The 22812-nt window shown below is 65.1% G+C and carries 21 protein-coding genes; 9 read left to right on the top strand and 12 right to left on the bottom strand.

What is annotated here, in order from left to right; genetic code table 11:
- From LZA78_RS10435 to LZA78_RS10455, 5 genes are all read right to left on the bottom strand, one after another.
- Positions 1-642 (bottom strand): SPOR domain-containing protein, encoded by a 642-nt coding sequence (locus LZA78_RS10435; RefSeq protein ID WP_233676875.1) that lies wholly within the window; start codon positions 640-642, stop codon positions 1-3.
- Positions 643-706: 64 nt separating this feature from the next.
- Positions 707-1339 (bottom strand): uracil phosphoribosyltransferase, encoded by a 633-nt coding sequence (gene upp, locus LZA78_RS10440; RefSeq protein ID WP_233676876.1) that lies wholly within the window; start codon positions 1337-1339, stop codon positions 707-709.
- A gap of 16 nt (positions 1340-1355) precedes the next feature.
- Positions 1356-2579, bottom strand: a complete 1224-nt coding sequence (locus LZA78_RS10445; protein ID WP_233676877.1) for a phosphopentomutase — start codon at positions 2577-2579, stop codon at positions 1356-1358.
- Complete coding sequence (locus tag LZA78_RS10450; protein ID WP_233676878.1) at positions 2576-3898, bottom strand: thymidine phosphorylase; 1323 nt, start codon at positions 3896-3898, stop codon at positions 2576-2578. The genes LZA78_RS10445 and LZA78_RS10450 overlap by 4 nt, the downstream gene beginning before the upstream one ends.
- Positions 3898-4290 (bottom strand): cytidine deaminase, encoded by a 393-nt coding sequence (locus LZA78_RS10455; protein WP_233676879.1) that lies wholly within the window; start codon positions 4288-4290, stop codon positions 3898-3900. Before LZA78_RS10455 ends, LZA78_RS10450 begins: the two co-directional genes overlap by 1 nt.
- Before the next feature lie 181 nt (positions 4291-4471).
- Here LZA78_RS10455 and LZA78_RS10460 point away from each other — a divergent pair, with 181 nt between their 5' ends.
- Both LZA78_RS10460 and LZA78_RS10465 read left to right on the top strand, forming a co-directional pair.
- Positions 4472-6748 carry an NADP-dependent malic enzyme gene (locus tag LZA78_RS10460; RefSeq protein ID WP_233676880.1) on the top strand — a complete coding sequence of 759 codons (2277 nt, stop codon included), beginning with the start codon at positions 4472-4474 and terminating at the stop codon, positions 6746-6748.
- Positions 6749-6976: 228 nt separating this feature from the next.
- Positions 6977-8872, top strand: a complete 1896-nt coding sequence (locus LZA78_RS10465; protein WP_233676881.1) for a propionyl-CoA synthetase — start codon at positions 6977-6979, stop codon at positions 8870-8872.
- Positions 8873-8928: 56 nt separating this feature from the next.
- Here LZA78_RS10465 and LZA78_RS10470 read toward each other — a convergent pair whose 3' ends face one another.
- On the bottom strand, positions 8929-9690 hold the full coding sequence (locus tag LZA78_RS10470) for an NAD kinase (RefSeq protein WP_233676882.1): 762 nt from the start codon (positions 9688-9690) through the stop codon (positions 8929-8931).
- 168 nt (positions 9691-9858) lie between these two features.
- Here LZA78_RS10470 and glyA point away from each other — a divergent pair, with 168 nt between their 5' ends.
- Positions 9859-11151, top strand: coding sequence for a serine hydroxymethyltransferase (gene glyA / locus LZA78_RS10475; protein ID WP_233676883.1), 1293 nt, complete (start codon positions 9859-9861; stop codon positions 11149-11151).
- Positions 11152-11195: 44 nt separating this feature from the next.
- Here glyA and LZA78_RS10480 read toward each other — a convergent pair whose 3' ends face one another.
- Positions 11196-11561: a hypothetical protein gene (locus LZA78_RS10480; RefSeq protein WP_233676884.1), complete on the bottom strand. Its 366-nt coding sequence runs from the start codon at positions 11559-11561 to the stop codon at positions 11196-11198.
- 77 nt (positions 11562-11638) lie between these two features.
- Between LZA78_RS10480 and LZA78_RS10485 the strand changes: the two genes are divergently transcribed.
- Positions 11639-12406, top strand: a complete 768-nt coding sequence (locus LZA78_RS10485) for an alpha/beta fold hydrolase (protein WP_233676885.1) — start codon at positions 11639-11641, stop codon at positions 12404-12406.
- 3 nt (positions 12407-12409) lie between these two features.
- On the opposite strand, the gene LZA78_RS10490 is transcribed toward LZA78_RS10485, so the two are convergent.
- The 4 genes from LZA78_RS10490 to LZA78_RS10505 form a co-directional block, all read right to left on the bottom strand.
- Complete coding sequence (locus LZA78_RS10490; protein ID WP_233676886.1) at positions 12410-12901, bottom strand: cytochrome b; 492 nt, start codon at positions 12899-12901, stop codon at positions 12410-12412.
- A 74-nt stretch (positions 12902-12975) separates the two neighbouring features.
- Positions 12976-13161 (bottom strand): CTP synthetase, encoded by a 186-nt coding sequence (locus tag LZA78_RS10495; protein ID WP_233676887.1) that lies wholly within the window; start codon positions 13159-13161, stop codon positions 12976-12978.
- A 131-nt stretch (positions 13162-13292) separates the two neighbouring features.
- The gene (locus LZA78_RS10500) at positions 13293-13616 is read right to left on the bottom strand and encodes a hypothetical protein (protein ID WP_233676888.1); all 324 of its coding nucleotides are present in this window, start codon (positions 13614-13616) and stop codon (positions 13293-13295) included.
- A 60-nt stretch (positions 13617-13676) separates the two neighbouring features.
- Entirely contained in the window at positions 13677-13997 is a 321-nt protein-coding gene (locus tag LZA78_RS10505) for an antibiotic ABC transporter (protein WP_233676889.1), read from the bottom strand.
- Between the two features lie 346 nt (positions 13998-14343).
- Here LZA78_RS10505 and LZA78_RS10510 point away from each other — a divergent pair, with 346 nt between their 5' ends.
- Positions 14344-15438, top strand: coding sequence for an efflux RND transporter periplasmic adaptor subunit (locus LZA78_RS10510; RefSeq protein ID WP_233676890.1), 1095 nt, complete (start codon positions 14344-14346; stop codon positions 15436-15438).
- A gap of 10 nt (positions 15439-15448) precedes the next feature.
- On the top strand, positions 15449-18517 hold the full coding sequence (locus LZA78_RS10515) for an efflux RND transporter permease subunit (RefSeq protein ID WP_233676891.1): 3069 nt from the start codon (positions 15449-15451) through the stop codon (positions 18515-18517).
- A gap of 35 nt (positions 18518-18552) precedes the next feature.
- Here LZA78_RS10515 and LZA78_RS10520 read toward each other — a convergent pair whose 3' ends face one another.
- The gene (locus LZA78_RS10520) at positions 18553-20148 is read right to left on the bottom strand and encodes a GMC family oxidoreductase (RefSeq protein WP_233676892.1); all 1596 of its coding nucleotides are present in this window, start codon (positions 20146-20148) and stop codon (positions 18553-18555) included.
- A gap of 200 nt (positions 20149-20348) precedes the next feature.
- Between LZA78_RS10520 and LZA78_RS10525 the strand changes: the two genes are divergently transcribed.
- From LZA78_RS10525 to LZA78_RS10535, 3 genes are all read left to right on the top strand, one after another.
- Complete coding sequence (locus tag LZA78_RS10525; protein WP_233676893.1) at positions 20349-21581, top strand: 3-deoxy-D-manno-octulosonic acid transferase; 1233 nt, start codon at positions 20349-20351, stop codon at positions 21579-21581.
- A 54-nt stretch (positions 21582-21635) separates the two neighbouring features.
- Complete coding sequence (locus LZA78_RS10530) at positions 21636-22067, top strand: DUF1178 family protein (RefSeq protein WP_233676894.1); 432 nt, start codon at positions 21636-21638, stop codon at positions 22065-22067.
- 92 nt (positions 22068-22159) lie between these two features.
- Positions 22160-22804: an SDR family NAD(P)-dependent oxidoreductase gene (locus LZA78_RS10535; RefSeq protein ID WP_233676895.1), complete on the top strand. Its 645-nt coding sequence runs from the start codon at positions 22160-22162 to the stop codon at positions 22802-22804.
- Positions 22805-22812: the final 8 nt, after the last annotated feature.

The raw sequence follows: 22812 nt of genomic DNA on the forward strand, positions 1-22812 counted from the left end.
CTAGCGGATATAAGCGTCCGAGAACCCTGCCCGGCGCACAGCGCGCAGGGCCTCTTGCAGCTCATGCGGTTCCAGCGGACCGGCAAAGACAATCGTCAGCCCGCTGACCTGCTGGGTCGACACCGTCAGCCCCAGATCGCGCAGCCGCGCCTTGGTGCGTTCGGCGTTCTGGGCGATGCCGAAGGCGCCAACCTGCACATATTTCCCCGCCAGCGGGTCTTTGCGTGCCGGAGCTTTCTTCTTGGCGGGCTTGGACGGGCGCGGCGCCTCGACCATCGGTTTGGCGGGTGCGGGCTCGGCCACCGCAACGGGCGCCGGATCGGCCAGAACAGGCGGGGTTACGGGCAGCACCAGTTCCTGTGCGGGAGGAGCCGCTTCAACGGGCGGCTCGGCGATTTCCACAACCTTGGGGCTCGGCGGGTAGCCACAAAGCGGCTGGCCGTCGCGCGTCACGCGCGCCACCCATTTCTCGTCGGCCCCCGCGCTTTCCAGCAGGAAAACACAGCCCGTGGAATCGACATACTGGCGCCCGACAAAGCCCGGCGGAGGCAGCTCGGCCGGGCCCGCGATCTCGGCCCAAGCGGCCGGGACGCAGAAAAATGCCGCCATCGCCGCCGATGCAATCCCTCGCCCAAGCCTCATCTCTGCCCCCTTTTGGTTTCCCCGGAAGATGCCGCAGCTTGGCCGGACAGTAAAGCCGCCCGGACTATTTGGTGCCAAACATCCGGTCACCCGCATCGCCCAGACCCGGCACGATATAGCCGTGATCGTTCAGCCGCTCGTCCAGCGCCGCAGTGACGACGGGCACGTCGGGATGGGCCTCTTTCATGCGCGCAACGCCCTCGGGCGCGGCCAGCAGGCACAGGAAGCGAATGTTCTTGGCGCCCTTCTCCTTGAGCAGGTCGATCGCCGCGACCGAGCTGTTGCCGGTGGCCAGCATCGGGTCGACCACGATCACCAACCGGTCCTCAAGCTCTGCGGGGACCTTGCAGTAATATTGCACGGGCTTGAGCGTCTCAGGGTCGCGGTAGAGCCCGATGAAACCCACGCGCGCGGCGGGGATCAGTTCCAGAATGCCGTCCAGCAGCCCGTTGCCCGCCCGCAGGATCGACACCAGCGCCAGCTTCTTGCCCTCGAGGATCGGCGCCTTCATCTCTTGCAACGGCGTCTCGATCCATTTCGAGGTCAGCTCCATCTCGCGCGTGATCTCATAGGCCAGGAGCAGGCTGATCTCGCGCAGCAGGCGGCGGAAGGACGCGGTCGAGGTATCCTTCTCACGCATGAGGGTCAGTTTGTGCTGCACCAGCGGATGTTTGACGACGGTCAGATGCTCGGTCATGTCCCTTGTTCCATTCTCATTCGGTCAGAAAACTGTGGCCCGCGCCGCGTTCAGTCAGGCCAAGATGATGGGCGAGCGTGGCGCCCAGATCGGCAAAGCCCACCTGCCCCACGCAGCGTGGCTCAAGACCGGGGCCGTGACAAAGCACTGGCACGCGCTCGCGCGTGTGGTCGGTGCCGCTCCAGCTCGGGTCGTTGCCATGGTCGGCGGTAAAGATCGCCAGATCACCGGGGCGCAGCCGTTCCATGAAACGCGCGGCGCCCGTGTCGAACCACTCCAGCGCGCGGGCATACCCTGCAATATCGCGGCGATGGCCATAGAGGCTGTCGAACTCGACGAAATTGGCGAAGGTCAGGCTGCCCTCCTTGGCCACGTCGGCGAGGCGGACAAGATGTTCCATCAGGTCGGCATCACCCTTGCCCTTGTGCAGATGGCTGACGCCGCGATGCGAGAAGATGTCGCCGATCTTGCCGATCGCATGGGTCACCCGCCCGGCGCCATTGGCCCAGTCGAGCAGCGTCGGCGCGGGCGGCGCGATGGCGAAGTCGCGCCGATTGGGCGTGCGGGTGAAATGCCCCGGCGCACCCACGAAGGGCCGCGCGATCACCCGCCCCACCTTCATCGCGTGCAAGGTGGGCGCGATATCCTCGCACAGCTTCAGCAGGCGTTCGAGGCCGAAGGTCTCTTCATGCGCGGCGATCTGGAACACACTGTCGGCCGAGGTATAGCAGATCGGCCAACCAAGGCGCATATGCTCGGCCCCAAGCCGTTCGATAATCGCGGTGCCGGGGGCGTGGCAATTGCCCAAGATCCCCTCGGTGCCCGCCGCGCGGGCGACCTGCGCGATCAGATCGGGGGGGAAGCTGTTCTCGACATCGGTGAAATAATGCCACTCCCACGGGACCGGCACGCCCGCCAACTCCCAATGGCCCGAGGGCGTGTCCTTGCCCTTCGATACCTCGGTCGCGGCGCCCCAGAGGCCCTTGGGCAGCGCGCCAAGCCCCGGCGCGTTGAGGCCGGAGGCCAGCTCGACCGCCGCCCCAAGGCCGAGCGCATCAAGGGCGGGAAGGCACAGCGGCCCGGTGCGCCCCAGATCGGCGCGGCCCGCCGCGCAGGCCTGCGCGATATGGCCCACGGTGTTGGCGCCTGTATCGGGGCGGCCTTCGTTAAAGAAACCTGCGGCATCGGGTGCACCGCCGATACCCACGCTGTCCATCACGATCAGGAAGGCGCGCGTCATGCCACGTCCTCCGGGCCGATGCGTTCATGGATCAGCGGCGGCTCGTCGGGCATCTTGCCAGTCAGCTCATAGGCGGCCAGCACGGCCTGCACGGCGGCGTCCGCCTTGTCATCGGTGCTGGCGTGAACCATCGCAATCGGCTCGCCGCGCTGCATCTCCTCGCCGATGACGGCAAGGCCGGAAAGGCCGACCGAGGGGTTCACCCGGTCGGTGCCCACCAGCCGTCCGCCGCCCAGATGCACGACGGCCTCGCCCAAAGCGCGCGCATTGACGCGGGCGACATAACCGTCGCGCGGACTGGGGACGATCCGGAAGACCGGGGCCGAGGGCAGCCGGTCGGGGTAGCGCTCGACGAAATCCATCGGCCCGCCAAGCGCGCCGACCATCCGCCCGAAGATCTCGGCCGCGCGGCCCGATTCCAGCGCATGGTCGATCAGCGCCGCACCCTCGTCGAGATTGGCGGCCTTGCCCGCCAGCGTCAGCACCTCGCCGCCAAGCGCCGAGGTCACATCCCACAGCGCCTCGTTCACCGAGGTGCCGGTCAGCGTTTCCATCACCTCGATCACCTCCAGCGCATTACCGGCGGAGTGGCCAAGACTCTGGCTCATGTCGGTGATCAGCGCCGAGGTGTGGCAGCCCGCGTCATTCGCCGTCCGCACAAGGCTTTGCGCCAGCGCGCGGGCATCCTCGATATTCGCCATGAACGCGCCCGAACCCACCTTGACGTCCAGCACCAGCGCGCCAAGCCCGGCTGCCAGCTTCTTCGAGAGGATCGAGGAGGTGATCAGATCGATCGACTCGACCGTGCCCGAGATATCGCGGATGCCATAAAGGCGGCGGTCGGCAGGGGCGATTTCGTCCGTCGCGCCAACGATGGCGCAGCCCACGTCCTTGACCACCTGGCGCAAGGCCTCGATCCCCGGCAGCGCGCGATAGCCCGGGATTGCCTCCATCTTGTCGAGCGTGCCGCCGGTATGCCCTAACCCGCGCCCCGAGATCATCGGCACATAAACCCCACAAGCCGCCAACGCCGGGGCAAGCAGCAGCGAGACGGAATCGCCGATCCCTCCGGTCGAATGCTTGTCCACCACCGGGCCGGGCAGATCCCAGGTCATGACCTGCCCAGAGTCGCGCATCGCCTCGGTCAAAGCCACGCGCCCATCGGCGCCGATGCCCTTGAGCAGAACCGCCATGGCAAATGACCCGGCCTGCGCATCGGAGATCGACCCATTCGCCAACCCGCGCGCAAACCATTGCGCCGCCTCGGGCGCGAGGCCCTTGCCGTCGCGCACCGCCATGATGACCGAACGCGCGTCCATCAGCACTTGTCCATATGGCTCACATCGAAGCGACCGGGCAGCAACTCGCCGATCGTGGTATCGAGCCGCGCGCCATCCGTAGTGGCCAGCGTCACCGGCACGTCTGCGCGGCCGAACTCGGCCAGTTTCTGGCGACACCCGCCACAGGGCGGCACGGGCGCGGGGCTGTCGGCGATGACCGCAACCTCGATCAACTCGGTCTCGCCCGCCGCGATCATCGCGGCAATCGCCCCCGCCTCGGCGCAGGTGCCTTCGGGATAAGCCACGTTCTCGACGTTGACGCCCCTGTAGATCGTGCCTGATCTGCCGCGCACCGCCGCACCGACCTTGAAGCGCGAATAGGGTGCATAGGCGTTCTCGCGCACCTCGCGCGCGGCCTCCAGAAGCGACATCGGCCTTCCCTCCTGCATGATTTTTCCAAGCGGTTCAGTTTTACCGATCCTGCGCCCTGCGCGTGCGCGATGCAAGCGGGATACAGCCCATGCAGCCGCGTCTTGCAGTGATTACGCTACCAGCCTATTCCCCTGCATAAGAAAATAGTTTAAGGCTAAACCAATTCGATGGGAGGCATTCATGACCGACGGAAGACACGAAGCGGGGCGCCATCCCGCGCTGGACTACCACGAATACCCCAAGCCCGGAAAACTCGAGATCCGGGCGACCAAGCCGCTGGCCAACGGCCGCGACCTGAGTCTGGCCTATTCGCCCGGCGTGGCTGAGGCCTGCCTTGAGATCAAGGCCGATCCGTCAACCGCCGCCCGCTACACCGCGCGCGGCAACCTTGTTGCCGTGGTTTCTAATGGCACCGCCGTTCTGGGCCTGGGCAATATCGGTGCACTCGCCTCGAAGCCCGTGATGGAAGGCAAGGCGGTCCTGTTCAAGAAATTCGCCAATATCGACTGCTTCGACATCGAGCTGGACCAGCCCGACCCGGAAAAGCTGGCCGAGATCGTCTGCGCGATGGAGCCCTCGTTCGGCGCCATCAACCTTGAGGACATCAAGGCCCCCGACTGTTTCATCGTCGAAAAGATCTGCCGCGAGCGGATGAATATTCCGGTCTTCCACGACGACCAGCACGGCACCGCCATCGTGGTGGGCGCGGCGGCCACCAACGCGCTGCGTATCGCTGGCAAGAAATTCGACGAGATCAAGATCGTCTCGACCGGCGGCGGTGCTGCGGGCATCGCTTGCCTCAACATGCTGCTCAAGCTCGGCGTCAAGCGCGAGAACGTCTGGCTCTGCGACATCCACGGCCTCGTTTACGAGGGCCGCGAGGTCGATATGAACCCGCAAAAGGCCGCCTATGCGCAAAAGACCGATCTGCGCACGCTTGATCAGGTGGCCGAGGGCGCCGACATGTTCCTGGGCCTCTCCGGCCCCGGCGTGCTGACCAAGGAGATGGTCGCCAAGATGACCGATCGCCCGATCGTCTTCGCGCTGGCCAACCCCACCCCCGAGATCCTGCCCGACCAGGTGCGCGAGGTTGCCCCCGAGGCGATCATCGCCACCGGCCGCTCGGACTTCCCCAACCAGGTCAACAACGTGCTGTGCTTCCCCTTCATCTTCCGGGGCGCGCTGGACGTGGGTGCCACAACCATCAACGACGAGATGCAGCTGGCCTGTATCGAGGGGATCGCGGCCCTGGCCCGCGCCACCACCTCGGCCGAGGCCGCCGCCGCCTATCGCGGCGAAAAGCTGACCTTCGGCGCGGATTACCTGATCCCGAAACCCTTCGACCCGCGCCTGATCGGTGTAGTGGCCTCGGCCGTGGCCAAGGCCGCGATGGAGACCGGCGTCGCCATCCGCCCGATCGAAGATCTGTCGGCCTACAAGCGCAAGCTCGACGGCTCGGTCTTCAAATCGGCCCTGCTCATGCGCCCGGTCTTCGAGGCTGCCGCCACCGCGACCCGCCGCATCCTCTTCACCGAGGGCGAGGACGAACGCGTCCTGCGCGCCGCGAACGCGATGATGGAGGAAACCACCGATCGCCCGATCCTGATCGGCCGCCCGGAGGTCATCGAACGTCGCTGCGAACGTGCGGGCCTGCCGCTGAAGCTTTCCGACCTTGAGATCGTCAACCCCGAGAACGACCCGCGCTACCGCGATTACTGGGAAACCTATCACCGATTGATGGCGCGGCGCGGCGTCACCCCCGATCTCGCGCGGGCGATCATGCGCACCAACACCACCGCCATCGGCGCGGTTGCGGTCTATCGCGGTGATGCCGACAGTATGATCTGCGGCACCTTCGGTCAGTATCTGTGGCACCTCAACTATATCCGGCAGGTTCTGGCCCGTGGCGGGCTGCACCCGGTTGGCGCACTCAGCTTGATGATCCTTGAGGACGGGCCGCTGTTCATCGCGGACACCCATGTCCATCACGAACCGACCCCTGCGGAGATCACCGAAACCGTGCTGGGGGCCGCGCGTCATGTGCGCCGTTTTGGCCTGACACCCAAGATCGCGCTATGCTCGCACAGCCAGTTCGGCAATCTCGAAACCGACTCGGGCCGTCGGATGCGGGCGGCGATGGAAATGCTCGACGCACGCGAGCCGGACTTCGTCTACGAGGGCGAGATGCATATCGACGCGGCACTCGACCCGGCGATCCGAAGCCGCCTGCTGCCCGACAGCCGGATGCAGGGCACCGCGAACGTGCTGGTCTTTGCCAATACCGATGCGGCCTCGGGTGTGCGCAACATCCTCAAGGCCAAGGCTGGCGGGCTTGAGGTCGGGCCGCTGCTGATGGGCATGGGCAACAAGGCGCATATCGTGACGCCCTCGATCACTGCGCGCGGGCTGCTGAACATGTCGGCGATCGCCGGAACCCCGGTCGCGCATTACAGCTGACATGGCGGCGGGCGGAGCAATCCGCCCGCCTTGCAAACTTCGCAAATTTGCAAAGCCCCGCGCAGACCCGCCGATATCTGTATATAGAAACCTGCTTTGCAAAACTTTGCCGCTTAAATCGGCGCAATTCTGCAAATTTTTGACAGGTTCACAATATGACGAGCGGTAACATTCTTGCTCGAATCTTTCAGCCTGCCTAACAAGCATTAAGCTTGGAGGAGGCATACTATGGGATACAAAGAGGTCTACTCTGCCTGGAAGGCCGACCCGAACGGGTTCTGGATGCAGGCAGCCGAGGGAATCGACTGGGACGCGCAACCCTCGAAGGCACTGTTCGACGAGAATGCTCCGCTCTACGAGTGGTTCTCGGACGGCATGGTCAACACCTGCTGGAACGCGGTTGACCGCCACGTGCTGGCCGGTCGCGGCGACCAGATCGCGATCCAGCATGAAAGCCCGATCACCCATTCGACCAAGGGCATCACCTACAAGGAATTGCAAACCCGCGTGGCCTCGCTGGCGGGCGCGCTGCGGATGCGCGGCGTCGAAAAGGGCGACCGCGTCATTATCTACATGCCGATGATCCCCGAGGCGCTGGAGGCCATGCTGGCCTGTGCCCGTCTTGGCGCCGTCCACTCGGTCGTGTTCGGCGGCTTCGCCGCGCATGAACTCGCCGTCCGCATCGACGACTGCCAGCCAAAGGCGATCATTGCTGCCTCCTGCGGTCTCGAGCCGAACCGCGTCGTGCATTACAAGCCGCTGCTCGATGCCGCCATCGACCAGGCACAGCACAAGCCCGAATTCTGCGTCATCTTCCAGCGCGAGCAGGAAGTGGCCAAGCTGGTCGAGGGTCGCGACTTCAACTGGCACGGCTTCCAGTATGGCGTGAAACCTGCGGAATGCGTTCCGGTCGAGGGCAACCACCCGGCCTATATCCTTTACACCTCGGGCACCACGGGCCAGCCCAAAGGCGTCGTGCGCCACACCGGCGGGCACCTTGTCGCGCTGAACTGGTCGATGAAGGCAATCTACAACATCGAGGCAGGTGACCGCTTCTGGGCCGCCTCGGACGTCGGTTGGGTCGTGGGTCACTCCTACATCTGCTATGGCCCGCTGATCGCCGGTGCGACCACCGTCGTCTTCGAGGGCAAGCCCGTCGGCACCCCGCACCCGGGCGTCTTCTGGCGCATCATCCAGAACAACCGCATCAAGTCGTTCTTCACCGCGCCCACCGCGCTGCGCGCGATCAAGCGCGAAGACCCGACCGGCGAGTGGATCAAACGCTACAAGCTGCATGACCTTCAGGCGCTGTTCCTGGCTGGCGAGCGCGCCGACCCGGATACCGTGAAATGGGCGCAGCAGCACCTTGGCGTGCCGGTGGTTGACCACTGGTGGCAGACCGAGACAGGCTGGGCCATCGCCGCGAACCCGATCGGGCTTGAAGTATTGCCGACCAAGGTTGGCTCGCCCTCGGTGCCGATGCCGGGCTATGACGTGCAGGTTCTCGACGAGGGCGGCCATCCGCTCAAAGCGGGCGAGTTGGGCGCCATCGCGATCAAGCTGCCGCTGCCTCCGGGCACGCTGCCGACGCTGTGGAACGCCGAGCCGCGCTTCAAGAAGAGCTACCTTGAACACTTCCCCGGCTATTACGAGACCGGCGATGCGGGCTACATGGACGAGGACGGCTACCTCTACATCATGGCGCGCACCGATGACGTCATTAACGTCGCGGGCCACCGCCTGTCGACCGGCGCGATGGAAGAGGTTCTGGCTTCGCACCCCGATGTCGCCGAATGCGCGGTGATCGGCATTGCCGACGACCTCAAGGGCCAGCAGCCGCTTGGCTTCCTTTGCCTCAACAAGGGCTGCGAGCGCGACCACAAGACCATCGTCAAGGAATGCGTGGGCCTCGTGCGCGACCAGATCGGCCCGGTTGCGGCCTTCAAGCTGGCCACGGTGGTGGATCGCCTGCCCAAGACCCGCTCGGGCAAGATCCTGCGCGCGACCATGGTCAAGATCGCCGATGGCGAAGACTACAAGATGCCCGCGACGATCGACGATCCGGCGATCCTCGACGAGATCACCGAGGCGCTGAAAGCCCTCGGCTTCCCGGCGGCGAAGTAAGACGTAAGACGACAAAGGGGGCCGAACATCGGCCCCCTTTGCATTTGCCCGGATACTCAGGCGAATTGTTCGCGCATCAGGCGCTCTTCCAACCCATGCCCCGGATCGAACAGGATGCGGTGGGCGACCTTGGGCTCGGAACGGATCTCGACCGATTTCACCGGCGTGACCGAGCGCGAATCCGCATCCGCCATCACCGGACGCTTGTCGGGCTCCAGCACATCGAACCGCACCACCGCCGACGCGGGCAGGATCGCGCCGCGCCAGCGCCGCGGCCGGAACGAGGCGATGCCGGTCAGCGCCAGCACCTCGGACCCGATGGGCAGGATCGGACCATAGGCCGAGTAGTTGTAGGCGGTAGACCCGGCCGGGGTCGACAGGATCGCGCCATCACAGACCAGCTCGTCCATCCGCACCTTGCCGTTGATCGATATCTTCAGCTTGGCCGCCTGCGGGCCTGCGCGCAAAAGCGCGACCTCGTTGATCGCCAGTTCTTCATGTACAACGCCCTCCACTGTGACCGCGCGCATCGCGAGCGGATGGATCACCGCCTCCTCGGCAGAGGCCAGACGCTCGGGCAATTCATCGGGCGCATAGTCGTTCATTAGGAAACCCACCGTGCCACGGTTCATCCCGTAAACCGGCAGGCCCGTGCCCTCGTGCAGGGTCTGGAGCATGAACCCGTCGCCGCCCAAGGCCACGATCACATCGGCCGCATAGCGCGGCACCTGCCCGTAGCGGCCAGTCAGTTCGACCAGCGCCTCCTGGGCGATCTCGCTGTTCGAGGCGGCGAAATGGATGTGATTGGGCCTGTTCACGCGCGTTTTCCCTGTTTCTGGAAAAGGTGTGACAAGCGACGATCGGAAACACAAGCACGAAAGCCGCCCCAAATTGCCGCGCCAAAATGGCTTTTGGTCGCTTTGGGCGCTTCCGAAGCCTTTCTTTCTGCGATAAACGACCGGCAAAGTTCCCTATAGGAGACGTCCATGACCGATCAACGCGATGCCGGCTTCTTCACCGAAAGCCTCGCCACCCGTGACCCGGAGCTGTTCAACTCGATCACCGACGAGCTTGGCCGCCAGCGCGACGAGATCGAGCTGATCGCTTCCGAAAACATCGTCTCGAAGGCGGTGATGGAGGCCCAGGGCTCGGTGATGACTAACAAATACGCCGAGGGCTACCCGGGCAAGCGCTACTATGGCGGCTGCCAGTTCGTGGACGTGGCCGAGAACCTGGCCATCGACCGCGCCAAGGCGCTGTTTGGCTGTGAATTCGCCAACGTGCAGCCGAACTCGGGCTCGCAGGCGAACCAGGGCGTGTTCAACGCGCTTCTGAAGCCCGGCGACACCATCCTTGGCATGAACCTCGCCTCGGGCGGTCACCTGACCCACGGCGCGGCCCCGAACCAGTCGGGCAAGTGGTTCAACGCCGTGCAATACGGCGTGCGCCAGCAGGACAACCGCATCGATTACGATGAGGTCGCCGCCCTCGCCAAGGAACACCAGCCCAAGCTGATCATCGCTGGCGGCTCGGCCATTCCGCGCCAGATCGACTTCGCCAAGTTCCGCGAAATCGCCGACTCGGTCGGCGCCTTCCTGATGGTGGATATGGCGCATTTCGCGGGCCTCGTGGCTGGCGGCGCGCATCCTTCGCCCTTCCCCTATGCGGATGTGGCCACCACCACCACCCACAAGACCCTGCGCGGCCCGCGCGGCGGCATGATCCTGACCAACAACGAAGAGATCGCGAAGAAGGTCAACTCGGCCATCTTCCCGGGCATCCAGGGTGGTCCGCTGATGCATGTCATCGCCGCCAAGGCCGTCGCCTTCGGCGAGGCCCTGCGCCCCGAGTTCAAGGTCTATGCCGAGCAGGTCATCGCCAACGCTCAGGCGCTGGCGGATGAGCTGATGAAGGGTGGCCTCGACATCGTCACCGGCGGCACCGACACCCACGTCATGCTGGTGGACCTGCGCCCGAAAGGCGTGAAAGGCAATGCGACCGACAAGGCCCTTGGTCGTGCGCATATCACCTGCAACAAGAACGGCATCCCGTTCGACCCGGAAAAGCCGACTGTGACCTCGGGCATCCGTCTGGGCACCCCGGCCGGCACCACCCGCGGCTTCGGCGAGGCCGAGTTCCGCCAGATCGGCCGCATGATCATCAAGGTCGTCGATGGTCTCGCCGCCAATGGCGAAGACAACAACGACGCGGTCGAGGCCGAAGTCCGCAAGGAAGTCTCGGAGCTCTGCGCCAAGTTCCCGCTCTATCCGGGCATGTGATCCAGGCGATCAGATGACGAAAGGGCCCCTCGCGGGGCCCTTTTTCATTTCAGCCACAGCGCCAGCGCACCAAGCGCCGCCACCATCAGCCCGACGCCGAACACGGTCGAGGTGATCGCATCGCGCGCCCGCCCCCAGAAGCGCCGCCCGGCGTTCAGATGCTCCAGATACTGGGCGCTGGTGTCATAGGCCGCCTGAAGAGCATCGAGATCGAGATGCCGCACCATCTTGGGCGAGGCCGCCACCCCCTCGGCCGTGGCCAGCACGCGCACCGCCTGCCGGATGCGGCGCGGCAGCGCCCGCGAACGGCTGTCGAGCCGCTGCGCCAAGTTATGCCCCTTCGCCCCCAGCCGGTCGGCCAGAAGCTCAGAGATATGCGCGATCATGGTCTGGACCTGTGCTGGCGTCATCTGATCCCCTTCCCTCTCAGGCTAATCCGGCGACATGCCCTCTGGAAGAGGCCACGCGTTCGGGTTAGCAAAGACACATGTTGAACCTGCAGATTCATGGCTCGCCGACCGAGCACCCGCCGCTTCTGATCGTGCATGGGCTTTACGGCTCGGCGCGCAACTGGGGCGTGATCGCCAAGCATCTCTCGGCGGACCGCGAAGTCATCGCCGTGGATCAGCGCAACCATGGCGACAGCTACTGGACCGAAAGCCATACCTACGAGGACATGGCCGCCGATCTGGCGCATGTGATCGATCAACACGGAGGACGCGCCGATGTGCTAGGGCACTCGATGGGCGGCAAGGCGGCGATGCAGCTGGCGCTGACCCGGCCTGAGATGGTGCGCAAGCTGGTCGTGGCCGATATGGCGCCGGTCAGCTACAGTCACGGCCCCGCGCATCTGGCGCTGCAACAGGCGATGAAAGTGCTGCATGTCGAGGACCTCACGCTGCGATCCGAGGCCGACAAGCGTCTGGCCGAGGCGATCCCCGATCCCGCGACCCGTGCCTTCCTGCTGCAATCGCTCGACCTCAAGGCGACGCCGCCGCGCTGGAAGCTGAACCTCGACATCCTGGGCGCCGAGATGGACACGATCCTCGGTTGGCCGGGCACGCCGGGCGTTTTCGAGGGACCGGCGCTGTTCGTTTCCGGTGCGCTGTCGAATTACGTCAAGCCCGAGTATCACCCGGCCATTCTGGCGCAATTCCCGCAGGCCGAGTTCGCGAAAATTGAAAACGCGGGGCATTGGCTGCACGCCGAACAACCCCGCGCCTTTGAGGCCTCTGTGGCCGCCTTCCTCGGCTGAGGATCAGGCCGCAGGGCGCTTCATCCGCTCCATCAGGTTCGTCTTGAGGACGAACTGGTGGTAAAGCGCGCCGACCACATGCAGGCCGATCAGCACCAGCAGAACGCCGGTCAGCACCTCATGCACCTCGGCCGCGGTGCGGTTGCCAAGGAACCATGCCGCGCCGCCGGTGGGGACCAGAACGATCATCAGCAGGTAAAGCCCGCCATGCGCCAGCTTGGCCAGCAATTGCAGCGGCGGCGCCTCTTCGGCAGGCGGCGGCGGGGCGCCGCGGGTCTTGCGTAGCACAAGCCGCCACAAAACCAGAACAAAGATCGCGATGCCGCCAAAGACATGCGCCGCGACAAGCGGGTTGAAGCCCACCTCCTCGCCGCGCATGGCCGCGCGGAACGCGCCACCAATCGCATCGTTCAGCAGGAACTGTGCCGCGATCAGCAGCGCCACGATCCAGTGCAACGCGATCTGCGTTGCGGAATAGCCTTTTACCACAGCCATTTAACTCGCCTCCGTTCATGGGCCAAGCACCCACTCGATCCTTGAACGGAGCAGGCAGGGAATTCCGGCGCCAATCAAGCGTTTTCGTTGATCTGCTTTGCGACGACCCAGGCGATTGGGACGGCAACGACAAAGCCGATTGCGGCCGAGTAGATCATCGACATCGTGTCGAACTTGTTCATCGTCAGCGCCGCGGTGATGATGATACCGGCAAGCGTGGGGCCGGCGAGAGCATAGATAATGCCAAAAAGGCGGAACATGGGAGCCTCCATAAGCACGCGTTTCATACATTGATGAATCACGTTTCATGCATGTGAACTTTGATCTGAGTCAGGTGCTCCGCCTGGCAGGCCGCGGCAGTCGGTCGCAGGGTCGTCGCGATATCAACTGCTTAGCAATCCATCAGATAGCGCGCCTCGCCGCTGTCTCCGGGCAGGGAGGGCGACCGCGCGAAGCCGCCAAGCGGCCCTGAGATCCGACAGCCAGTGGCAGCTTCCGCAGCCTCCAGCAACCCGGCCCGCGCCCGCGCATGATCCCGCCGCCCGATACTATCCAGACGGATCACTTCGACCGCATCACCCTTGACGAAGACCGCATAGCGCAGCCCCTGCGCCATCACATCATGGCGCGCGGCGCCGAAAAACTGCGGCGCGGGCGAGGCCCCGCAGCCGCCCAGAAGCACCGAGGTCACCATCCAGATAGAGACGCGCCGCATGAGCCCTCCGATAGTGGAGCACTCTGCGGGATCAAGGTTAACGAAGCGTTAAGCCGACCCTCAATCGCGACCCGGTGCGAAAGCAGGGCCCATCTCGCTCAGCCGCGCGAGGTTGCTTGAGGTGTAGCGGCCGATCTCGCTCATCCCGGCCTGTAGCGCCTTGTCGGCCCCCTCGCCGCGCAAGACCGCGCGGGTCGCCGCCTCGACCGCCTCGGCGGTGGCTTGCGGCTTTTCGGCGATCATCCGCAGCACTTCGGAATTGGGCGTTCCCCAAAGCCCCGCCATCCCCGCCAGCCGGAGCGCGATGACGGTATGCGCCTCGACCCCGATACGGGCGGCCTGAAGGGTCAGTGAAAAAGGAGAGAGAGGATCAAAAAACATCCGAGGCTTTCAATTCTGCCGGATCAGACCGGCCATTTCGCGCCCCGAAGCAAAATCAGATCGCATTACCAAACCTTTATGGGTGCAATCCCCGCGTCGAGGAAGGGCGAAAAACGCATGGCTACGTTGCGGCAACCGCTCGGTGATGCGTCTAGACCCCCAGCGGCCGGCTCCGTCTGTGCGCAAAAGCACATAAATCGGGCGCTATCGTGCTTGATTTCCGGCCCATCCCAGCCAAATCCTGACCTAATGGTAATTGACTCTTCTTTCTCATTCTGAACCCATTCGTTCAGAAAATTTCCTGCCCCTACGGCAAGCAATCAACACTGCGCGTTCCGGAGTTCTCATGATCAAGCGCCTTATCATCGCCATTCTGCTCCTTGGCCTCGTCGGCGGCGGGATCGTCGGCTTCAACCTGTTCCGTTCGAAAATGATCGCGCAGTTCTTTGCCACCATGACGCCTGCGCCCGTTCCGGTGACCGTGACCGAGGTCGAACCGATCAACTGGATGCCGGGCATCGAGGCCATCGGCACGGCAACTGCCGCCCAGGGCACTGACCTTGCCGTCGAAGCCGCAGGCGTGGTGCGTGAGATCAAGTTCGCCGCCAACGACCGGGTCGAGAAGGGCCAGGTTCTGGTCCAGATCGACGACCGTCAGGAGCGCGCCGATCTGGATGCCGCCAAGGCTGCGCTGGATCTGGCCGAAATTACACTCAAGCGCGCGCAGGAACTGCGCGATCGCGGCGTGTCGGCCACGACCACGCTCGACACCGCCGAGGCCGAGGCGATCTCGGCCCGCTCCAGCGTTGCCAAACTGGCAGCCGCGCTTGAGACCAAGCAACTGACCGCGCCCTTCGGCGGCACCATCGGCATCCCGCAGATCGAGATCGGCCAGTTCGTCACCGCTGGCACCACCTATGCGACCCTTCAGGACCGCAGCCACATGCGCGTCGATTTCTCGCTGTCGGAACAGCAGGCCGGCATGGTTACGGCCGGGCTTCCGGTTACCGTCACCTCCGAGGTCGGCGATCTGACCCTGACCGGCACCGTCGTGGGGATCGAGCCGAAGATCGACCCGAACTCGCGCCTTGTGACGATCCGCGCGGATGTCCCCAATGCTGCCGATCAGCTGACGCCCGGCCAGTTCCTGCGCGTGCGCGTCGATCTTCCGGCCGAGGATGGCGTCATCGCCCTGCCGCAGACGGTTGTATCCTCGACGCTATATGGCGACTCCGTTTACGTCGTGCGCGAAGAGAAAACCGAGGGTGCCGAGCCGTCGCTGGTCGTGCGGCAGGTCTTCGTGAAACTGGGTCGCCGCAGTGCCGATCTGGTCGAGATCCGTGAGGGGCTTGAGACGGGCGACAAGGTCGTCAACGCCGGACAGAACCGCCTCAGCTCGGGTGCGCCGGTCACGCTGGCCGACGCCCCGACCGGCAACTAAGAGGCGCGCGATGCATTTCACCGAGATCTTCATCCGCCGGCCCGTGCTTTCGACAGTGGTCGGCGCCTTCATGCTGCTTCTGGGCATTCAGGCCTTCTTCAGCCTGCCCGTGCGCCAGTATCCCGAGGTCGACGAAACCGTGGTGACGATCACCACCGTCTATCCCGGTGCTGCGCCCGAACTGATCCAGGGCTTCATCACCGCACCCATCGCGGCAGCCGTCGCGACGACCGAGAATATTGACTATGTGACCTCATCCTCTCGCCCCTCGGCCTCGGTCGTGTCGGTGAACATGAAGCTGGGCGCCGACCCGGACGTCGCGCTGACCGATGTTCTGGCCAAGGTACAGCAGGTACGCAGCGCACTGCCCTCGGACGCCGAAGACCCGGTCATCGTCAAGGGCACGGGCCAGACCTTCGCGCTGATGTATCTCGCGGCGATCAACCCGAACATGACGCCCGAGCAGCTGACAGAATATCTTGAGCGCGTCATCCGCCCTCGCATGTCCACCATCCCCGGCGTGGCCGAGATCGAGGTCATCGGTGCATCGAACTACGCCATGCGGGTCTGGATCGACCCCGACAAGCTGGCCGCGCGGGGCGTGACCGCCTCGGAGGTGCTGGCCGCGATCCAGGCCTCGAACTTCCTCTCGGCTCCGGGCAAGACCGAGAACGAATTCGTCACCCAGTCGATCACGCTTAAATCGACCTTGCAAACGCCCGAGGCATTCGGTGCCCTGCCGATCCGCGCCGATGGCGATGCGGTCGTGCGCTTGCGCGATGTCGCGCTGGTCGAACTGGCCTCGGATGGCGAGGGCGAGATCGTGACCTTCAACGGTCAGGGCGGCACCTTCATCGGCATCTACCCGACGCCTTCGGCCAACCCGCTTGATACTGCCGCCGCCGTGGTGGCCGAGTTGCCAGCGATCAACAACACCCTGCCCGAGGGGATGGAAATCGAGCTGGTCTACGACTCGACCGAGACCATCTCGGCCTCGATCGAAGAAGTGTTCAAGACCATCGCCGAAGCCGTGGTGATCGTGGTCATCGTGATCTTGCTGTTCCTTGGCTCGGTGCGCTCGGTTCTGATGCCGCTGGTCACCATTCCGCTCTCGCTGGTGGGGGTGATGGCGGTGCTGCTGGCACTCGGCTATTCGATCAACCTGCTGACGCTGCTGGCCATGGTGCTGGCCATCGGCCTTGTCGTCGATGACGCGATTGTCGTGGTCGAGAACATCCACCGCCATATCGAGGACGGCATGAAGCCGATCCCCGCCGCCGTGCAGGGGATGAAGGAAATCACCGGCCCTGTCATAGCTATGACGATCACGCTGGCCGCCGTTCTGGCGCCGCTCGCCTTCACCGGGGGCCTTACCGGCGCGCTCTTCAAAGAGTTCGCCTTTACCCTTGCGGGATCGGTGATCCTGTCGGGGGTGATCGCGCTGACGATCACGCCGATGATGTCGGGCCGCATCCTGACCCCGGGGCACGCCAAGGGCTTCCAGGCCTGGGTTGACCGCACCTTCGAGCGCATCGCCGGCTGGTATGAGCGCCGCGTGGATGGCTCGCTCAGCTACCGCTCGATCACCGTTCTGGTGGTCAGCGTCCTTGTGGGTGTGATGGGCTTCATGTTCGTCAACACCTCGACCGAGCTTGCCCCGGATGAGGATCAGGGCGCGCTGTTCGCGATCCTGAACGGGCCGCGCTACGCGACCTCGGACTACACCTCGAAGTATATCGAGGAAATCGGCGCGCTGACCGAGGATATCCCCGAGGTGCGCACCAAGTTCTCGGTCGCCGGTTTCGGCGGGGACGACGCGCAGGGGATCTATATCTGGGCACTCAAGGACTGGTCCGAGCGTGACCGCTCGCAGGCAGAGATCCAGGCGCAGATCCAGGGCGCGCTGGACCAATCGACCGGCTTGCAGGGGTTTGCCTTCGCGCCGCCCACCCTGCCCGGCTCGGGCGGCGGGCTGCCGATCTCGGTGGTGCTTCAGTCGATCCACTCGGCCGATCGCGTGGCCGAGGTGGCCGAGGAGATCCGCCTCAAGGCGCAGGCCAGCGGCAAGTTCATCGTGGTGCAGAACTCGCTCAGCTTCGATGCCCCCGAGGTGCGCGTGACGATCGACCGCGACCGTGCGGCCTCGCTCAACGTCTCGGTCTCGGACATCGGCACGACGCTGGGGCTGCTTGTCGGCGGCGCCTCGGTCGCGCAGTTCGACCGCGACTCGAACAGCTACGACATCATCACCCAGGTTCCGCAGGAATTCCGCGCCAACCCCGAGCAACTGGGCAGCTACTTCGTGCGCGCCTCGACGGGCGACATGGTGCCGCTGTCCTCGGTGGTGAAGATCGACACCGGCGTGCGCGCCGCGGCGATTGAGCAGTTCAACCAGCTCAACTCCGCCACGCTCTCGGCCCTGCCGCTGCCCGGCGTCTCGACCGGCGATGGTCTGGCCGAGATCGTCAACGCTGCGACCGAGGCCATGCCCGAGGGCTTCTTCCTCGATTACTCCGGCCAGTCGCGGCTTGAGGTCACGCAGGGCAACACGATCCTGCTGGCCTTCGGCGCGGCGGTTCTGGTGATCTACCTTGTGCTGGCAGCCCAGTTCGAGAGCCTGCGCGACCCGTTCATCATCATGATGTCGGTGCCGCTGACGATCTTCGGGGCAATCCTGCCGCTCAACATCGGGCTTGGAACGCTGAACATCTACTCGCAGGTGGGCCTGATCACGCTGGTCGGGCTGATCACCAAGCACGGCATCCTGATGGTCGAGTTCGCCAACCAGCAGCGCGAGGAGCACGGCGCCACCCGCCGAGCGGCTATCGTTGCCGCGGCGCGCACCCGTCTGCGCCCGATCCTGATGACCACCGCCGCGATGGCGCTGGCGGTGATCCCGCTGGTGATGGCGCAAGGCGCGGGCGCGGCGGCGCGTCAGGCGATGGGGATCGTGATGTTCTCGGGGCTGATCATCGGCACGATGTTCACGCTGTTCGTGGTGCCGATGTTCTACAGCTTCATCGCGCCTTCCGACAAAGCGATGCGCACAGCGCGCGAAAAACGGATCGCAGCAGGATAAAGACAAAGGGCGGGGATCTCCCCGCCCTTTTCATGTCAGCCCTTTGCATCCTCAAGCATCATCTGCGCGGCTTTCTCGGCGATCATCATCGTGGGCGCATTGGTATTGCCCGAGGTAATGGTGGGCATGACCGAGGCGTCGGCGATGCGCAGACCCCGCAGCGCCTTCAGCCGCAGGCGCGGATCGACCACCGCGCCCGCGTCCGCGCCCATCCGGCAGGTGCCAACCGGGTGGAAGATTGTGGTGCCGATCTCGCCCGCAGCACGCACGAGGTCATCTTCGGTGCGGTAGTCGGGGCCGGGCTTGTATTCCTCGGGCGAGAACTGCGCAAAGGCGGGCTGCTGCGCAATCTCGCGCGTCAGGCTGATTGAGCGGGCGGCGACGCGGCGGTCGCCCTCGGTGCTCAGGTAATTCGGTGCGATTACCGGCGCTGCGCGGAAATCCGGGCCACGCAGGTGAACATTGCCACGGCTTTCGGGGCGCAGGTTGCACACGCTGGCCGTCATTGCCGGGAAGGGGTGCACCGCGTCGCCGAACTTGTCCAGGCTGACCGGCTGGAGGTGGTATTCCAGATCTGCGGTCTCTTTCTCGGGGAAGGAGCGGGTGAAAATCCCCGCCTGGCTTGGCGACATCGACATCGGACCCGAGCGGAAGAGCGCATATTCCGCCCCGATCATCGCCTTGCCAAACAACGAATTCGCCATGGTGTTGAGAGTCTTGACCCCGTTCACCTTGAAGATCAGCCGCAGTTGCAGATGGTCTTGCAGGTTCTCGCCCACACCATCGACCTCGGCCACCGGGGCGATCCCGTTTTCCGCCAGCACATCGCCGCGCCCAATGCCAGATAGCTCAAGGATCTGGGGCGAGCCGATAGCGCCTGCGGCCAGCACGACCTCGCCCGCCTCGACCTCATAAGGCGCATTGTCGCGCTGGTAGCGCACGCCCGTCACGCGCCCCTCGCGGATCAGCAAGCGTTCGACCTGCGCCTCGGTAATGACGCGCAGGTTCGGGCGGCCAAGTGCGGGCTTGAGAAACGCGCTTGAGGCCGACCAGCGCCAGCCGCGCCGCTGCGTGACGTGGAAATAGCCGCCGCCCTCATTGTCGCCCCGGTTGAAATCGTCGGTGCGCGGAATGCCCGCCTGCTCGGCCGCCGCAAGGAACGCGTCGAGCACATCCCATTTCACGCGCGCCTCCTCAACCCGGATCGCGCCACCCGCGCCATGCAGGTCCGACGCGCCGCGGTAGAAATCCTCCTGGCGGCGGAACAGCGGTAGGATGTCGTCCCAACCCCAGCCGCTACAGCCAAGCTGCGCCCAGTGATCATAGTCGCGCGCCTGACCGCGCATGTAGATCATACCGTTGATCGACGAACACCCGCCCAGGATCCGCCCGCGCGGATAGATCAGCGAACGGCCGTTCAGGCCAGGGTCTGCCTCGGTCTTGAAGCCCCAGTCGGTGCGCGGATTGCCGATGCAGTAGAGGTATCCCACCGGGATATGCACCCAGTGGTAATCGTCCTTGCCGCCTGCTTCGAGCAGCAGCACACGGTTGCGCGGATCTTCGGACAGGCGATTTGCCAGCACGCAACCGGCGCTGCCGGCCCCTACGACGATGTAATCGTAACGCTCCATCGCTTCCCCCGGTCGCGTGTGGCGCCTGCCAGCGCTTTGACTTTTCCAATGGATAACGCGAGGGGAGCCGCGTTCCATACACCAAATTATGCAAAACGTTTCTTGCAGAACCGGGTGAATGCAGGTGCAGCATGAGCCACGCCCCCTTGCATCCCCCCCGCCCCCTCGCATTATGGCGCGACCCAAAGGCCCCGGACCCGATGTTTCTGTACCGCTTGCTTCTTGCCATTGCCCTGCCGCTGCTGCTGATGCGGCTGGTCTGGCGCGTGCTGCGCGGTCAGGAAAGCCTGTCGGACCTGAACGAGCGTCTGGGGGGCGGCTCCGTCAGCCCCGCACGGGCGATCTGGCTGCACGCCGCCTCGAACGGGGAACTCGCCTCGGCCAAGCCGCTGGTCGAGGCCCTGCTGGCGCAGTCGCACAGCGCGGTCCTGATCACCTCGAACACCGTCACCGCGCGCACTCTGGCACAGAGCTGGGGATTACCGCGCGTCTCGGCGCGGCTTGCGCCGCTGGATGCGTGCTGGATGCTGAAGCGGTTTCTGGGGCGCTTCCAGCCCGAGGCGCTGATCGTCGTCGAGAATGAGCTGTGGCCGAACCGCCTGACCCTGACGGCGCAGCGCGGCGTACCGATCATTGCCGTCGGCGCGCGCATCTCGGCCCGCTCGGCGCGGCGCTGGCGCAAGATTGGGCTGGGGCCGCACCTGATGAAGTCGCTGACCGCGCTTTCGGCGCAGGATGCCGCGAGCGAGGCCGAATTCCGCGCGCTCGGCCTTCCGGCCCGCAACACGCTGGCGCGGCTGAACCTGAAAACCGCCGTCGCGGCCCCGCCTCCGCGCGAACGCCTCGACTGGCCGCGCGCGGCGACCGTTCTGGCGGCCTCGACCCATGAGGGCGAGGAAGAGATCGCCCTGGCCGCCTTCGCCAAGGCCCGCGCGCAGAACCCGGCACTAGGCCTGATCATCGCTCCGCGCCACCCCCGCCGCGCCGCCGAGGTCGCCCGCGCGATCGAGGCCGCCGGGCTGCCCTACGCGCAGCGATCAAAAGGCCAGGCCCCTCAGCATCCCGTCTATCTGGCCGACACGATGGGCGAGATGGCCAATTGGTATGCCAGCGCGGGCATCTGCCTGATTGGGGGCACGCTGGCCCCGAAGGGCGGCCATACCCCGTTCGAACCTGCGGCCTATGGCTGCGCCCTGTTGCATGGCCCCGATATCGCGAACCATGCCGAGGCCTTCGCGGCGCTTGATGCCGCGGGCGGCGCCCTCCAGATCACGCCTGACACGCTGGCCAACACACTGGTCAGCCTTGATGCGGCGCGCCAAGCCAGGATGGCGCAGGCCGCCACCCTTGCGCTTGGCGCGCTGAGCACCACGGACGGCGCCACGCGGCTGACGCAAAGCGTTCTGGGACGCATGACACCGGCGCAGGGCTAGGCTTGCATTCGCGCCCCCTTCGCTTATGTGGTAGCCTATCGCGATAGGTGCCCAATGATCCGCTACACGCTGAAATGCGAGTCCGACCACAGCTTTGACAGCTGGTTCCAGTCGGTCGAGGCTTTCGACAAGCTTCTGGCTGCGGGCATGGTTGCGTGCTCGGTCTGCGGATCTTCCAAGGTCGCCAAGGCACTGATGGCCCCCACCGTTCAGCCCGCGCGCAAGGCCGCCACGCAGCCCGAGGCTCCGCTGGCCGCGCCGCAGGGTGAGGTCGAGCAGGCGCTGGCCGCCATGCGCCGCCATGTCGAGGAGAACTCGGACTATGTCGGGATGAATTTCGCCGCCGAGGCGCGCGCGATGCATGACGGCGAAGCCCCCGAACGCGCGATACATGGCGAGGCGAAACTGGAAGAAGCCAAGGCCCTGCTGGAGGACGGCATCCCCGTCAAGCCCCTGCCCTTTTTGCCGCGCCGCAAGACGAACTGACCTGCAACCCTCTGATTTTCGTTGAAACCCCGGGCGATTGCGCCATCCTTGGGGAAAGCGGCCACAGGGTCGGCACAAGGGGGGCAACTGCAATGAGCGTTCTGATCACCGGAGCAAGCCGCGGCATCGGCGCCGCACTGCTGGAGCATTACCGCGACATCGGCAAGGCCGCCTTCGGCACCGCGCGCAGCCCATCGGGCGATCTGCTGCCGCTGGATGTGACCCTTGCCCAAAGCCATCAGGCGCTTGCCCTTCGGCTTAACGGGCTGCCGATTGACCTGCTGGTGTGCAACGCCGGGATTTACCCCGACAAGGGTCAGACGCTGGCGACCGGATATCGCGCCGCGCTTTGGTCGCAGGCTTTCGCGACCAATGTGACCGGCGTCTTCCTGACCATCCAGAGCCTGCTGCCCAACCTGCGCGCGGCCAAGGGCAAGATCGCCATCACCTCCTCGGCGATGGGCTCGGATGAGCGCGCGCCGGGGGGCAGCTATATCTACCGCGCCTCGAAGGCCGCCGCGCTCAACCTCGGGCGCAACCTGGCCACCGACCTGCGCACCGAGGGCATCGCGGTCGGCATCTATCACCCCGGCTGGGTCAAGACCGACATGGGCGGCCCAGGTGCCGAGATCAGCCTTGCGCAATCCGTGAACGGCCTTGCCGCGCGCTTCGCCGCCCTCGACATTTCCACGACCGGGTGTTTCGAGAATTATGACGGAACCCAGATTCCGTTCTGAGCGGGCCG

The organism is Rhodobacter flavimaris (assembly GCF_021378075.1).
Lineage (GTDB): Bacteria > Pseudomonadota > Alphaproteobacteria > Rhodobacterales > Rhodobacteraceae > Rhodobacter > Rhodobacter flavimaris.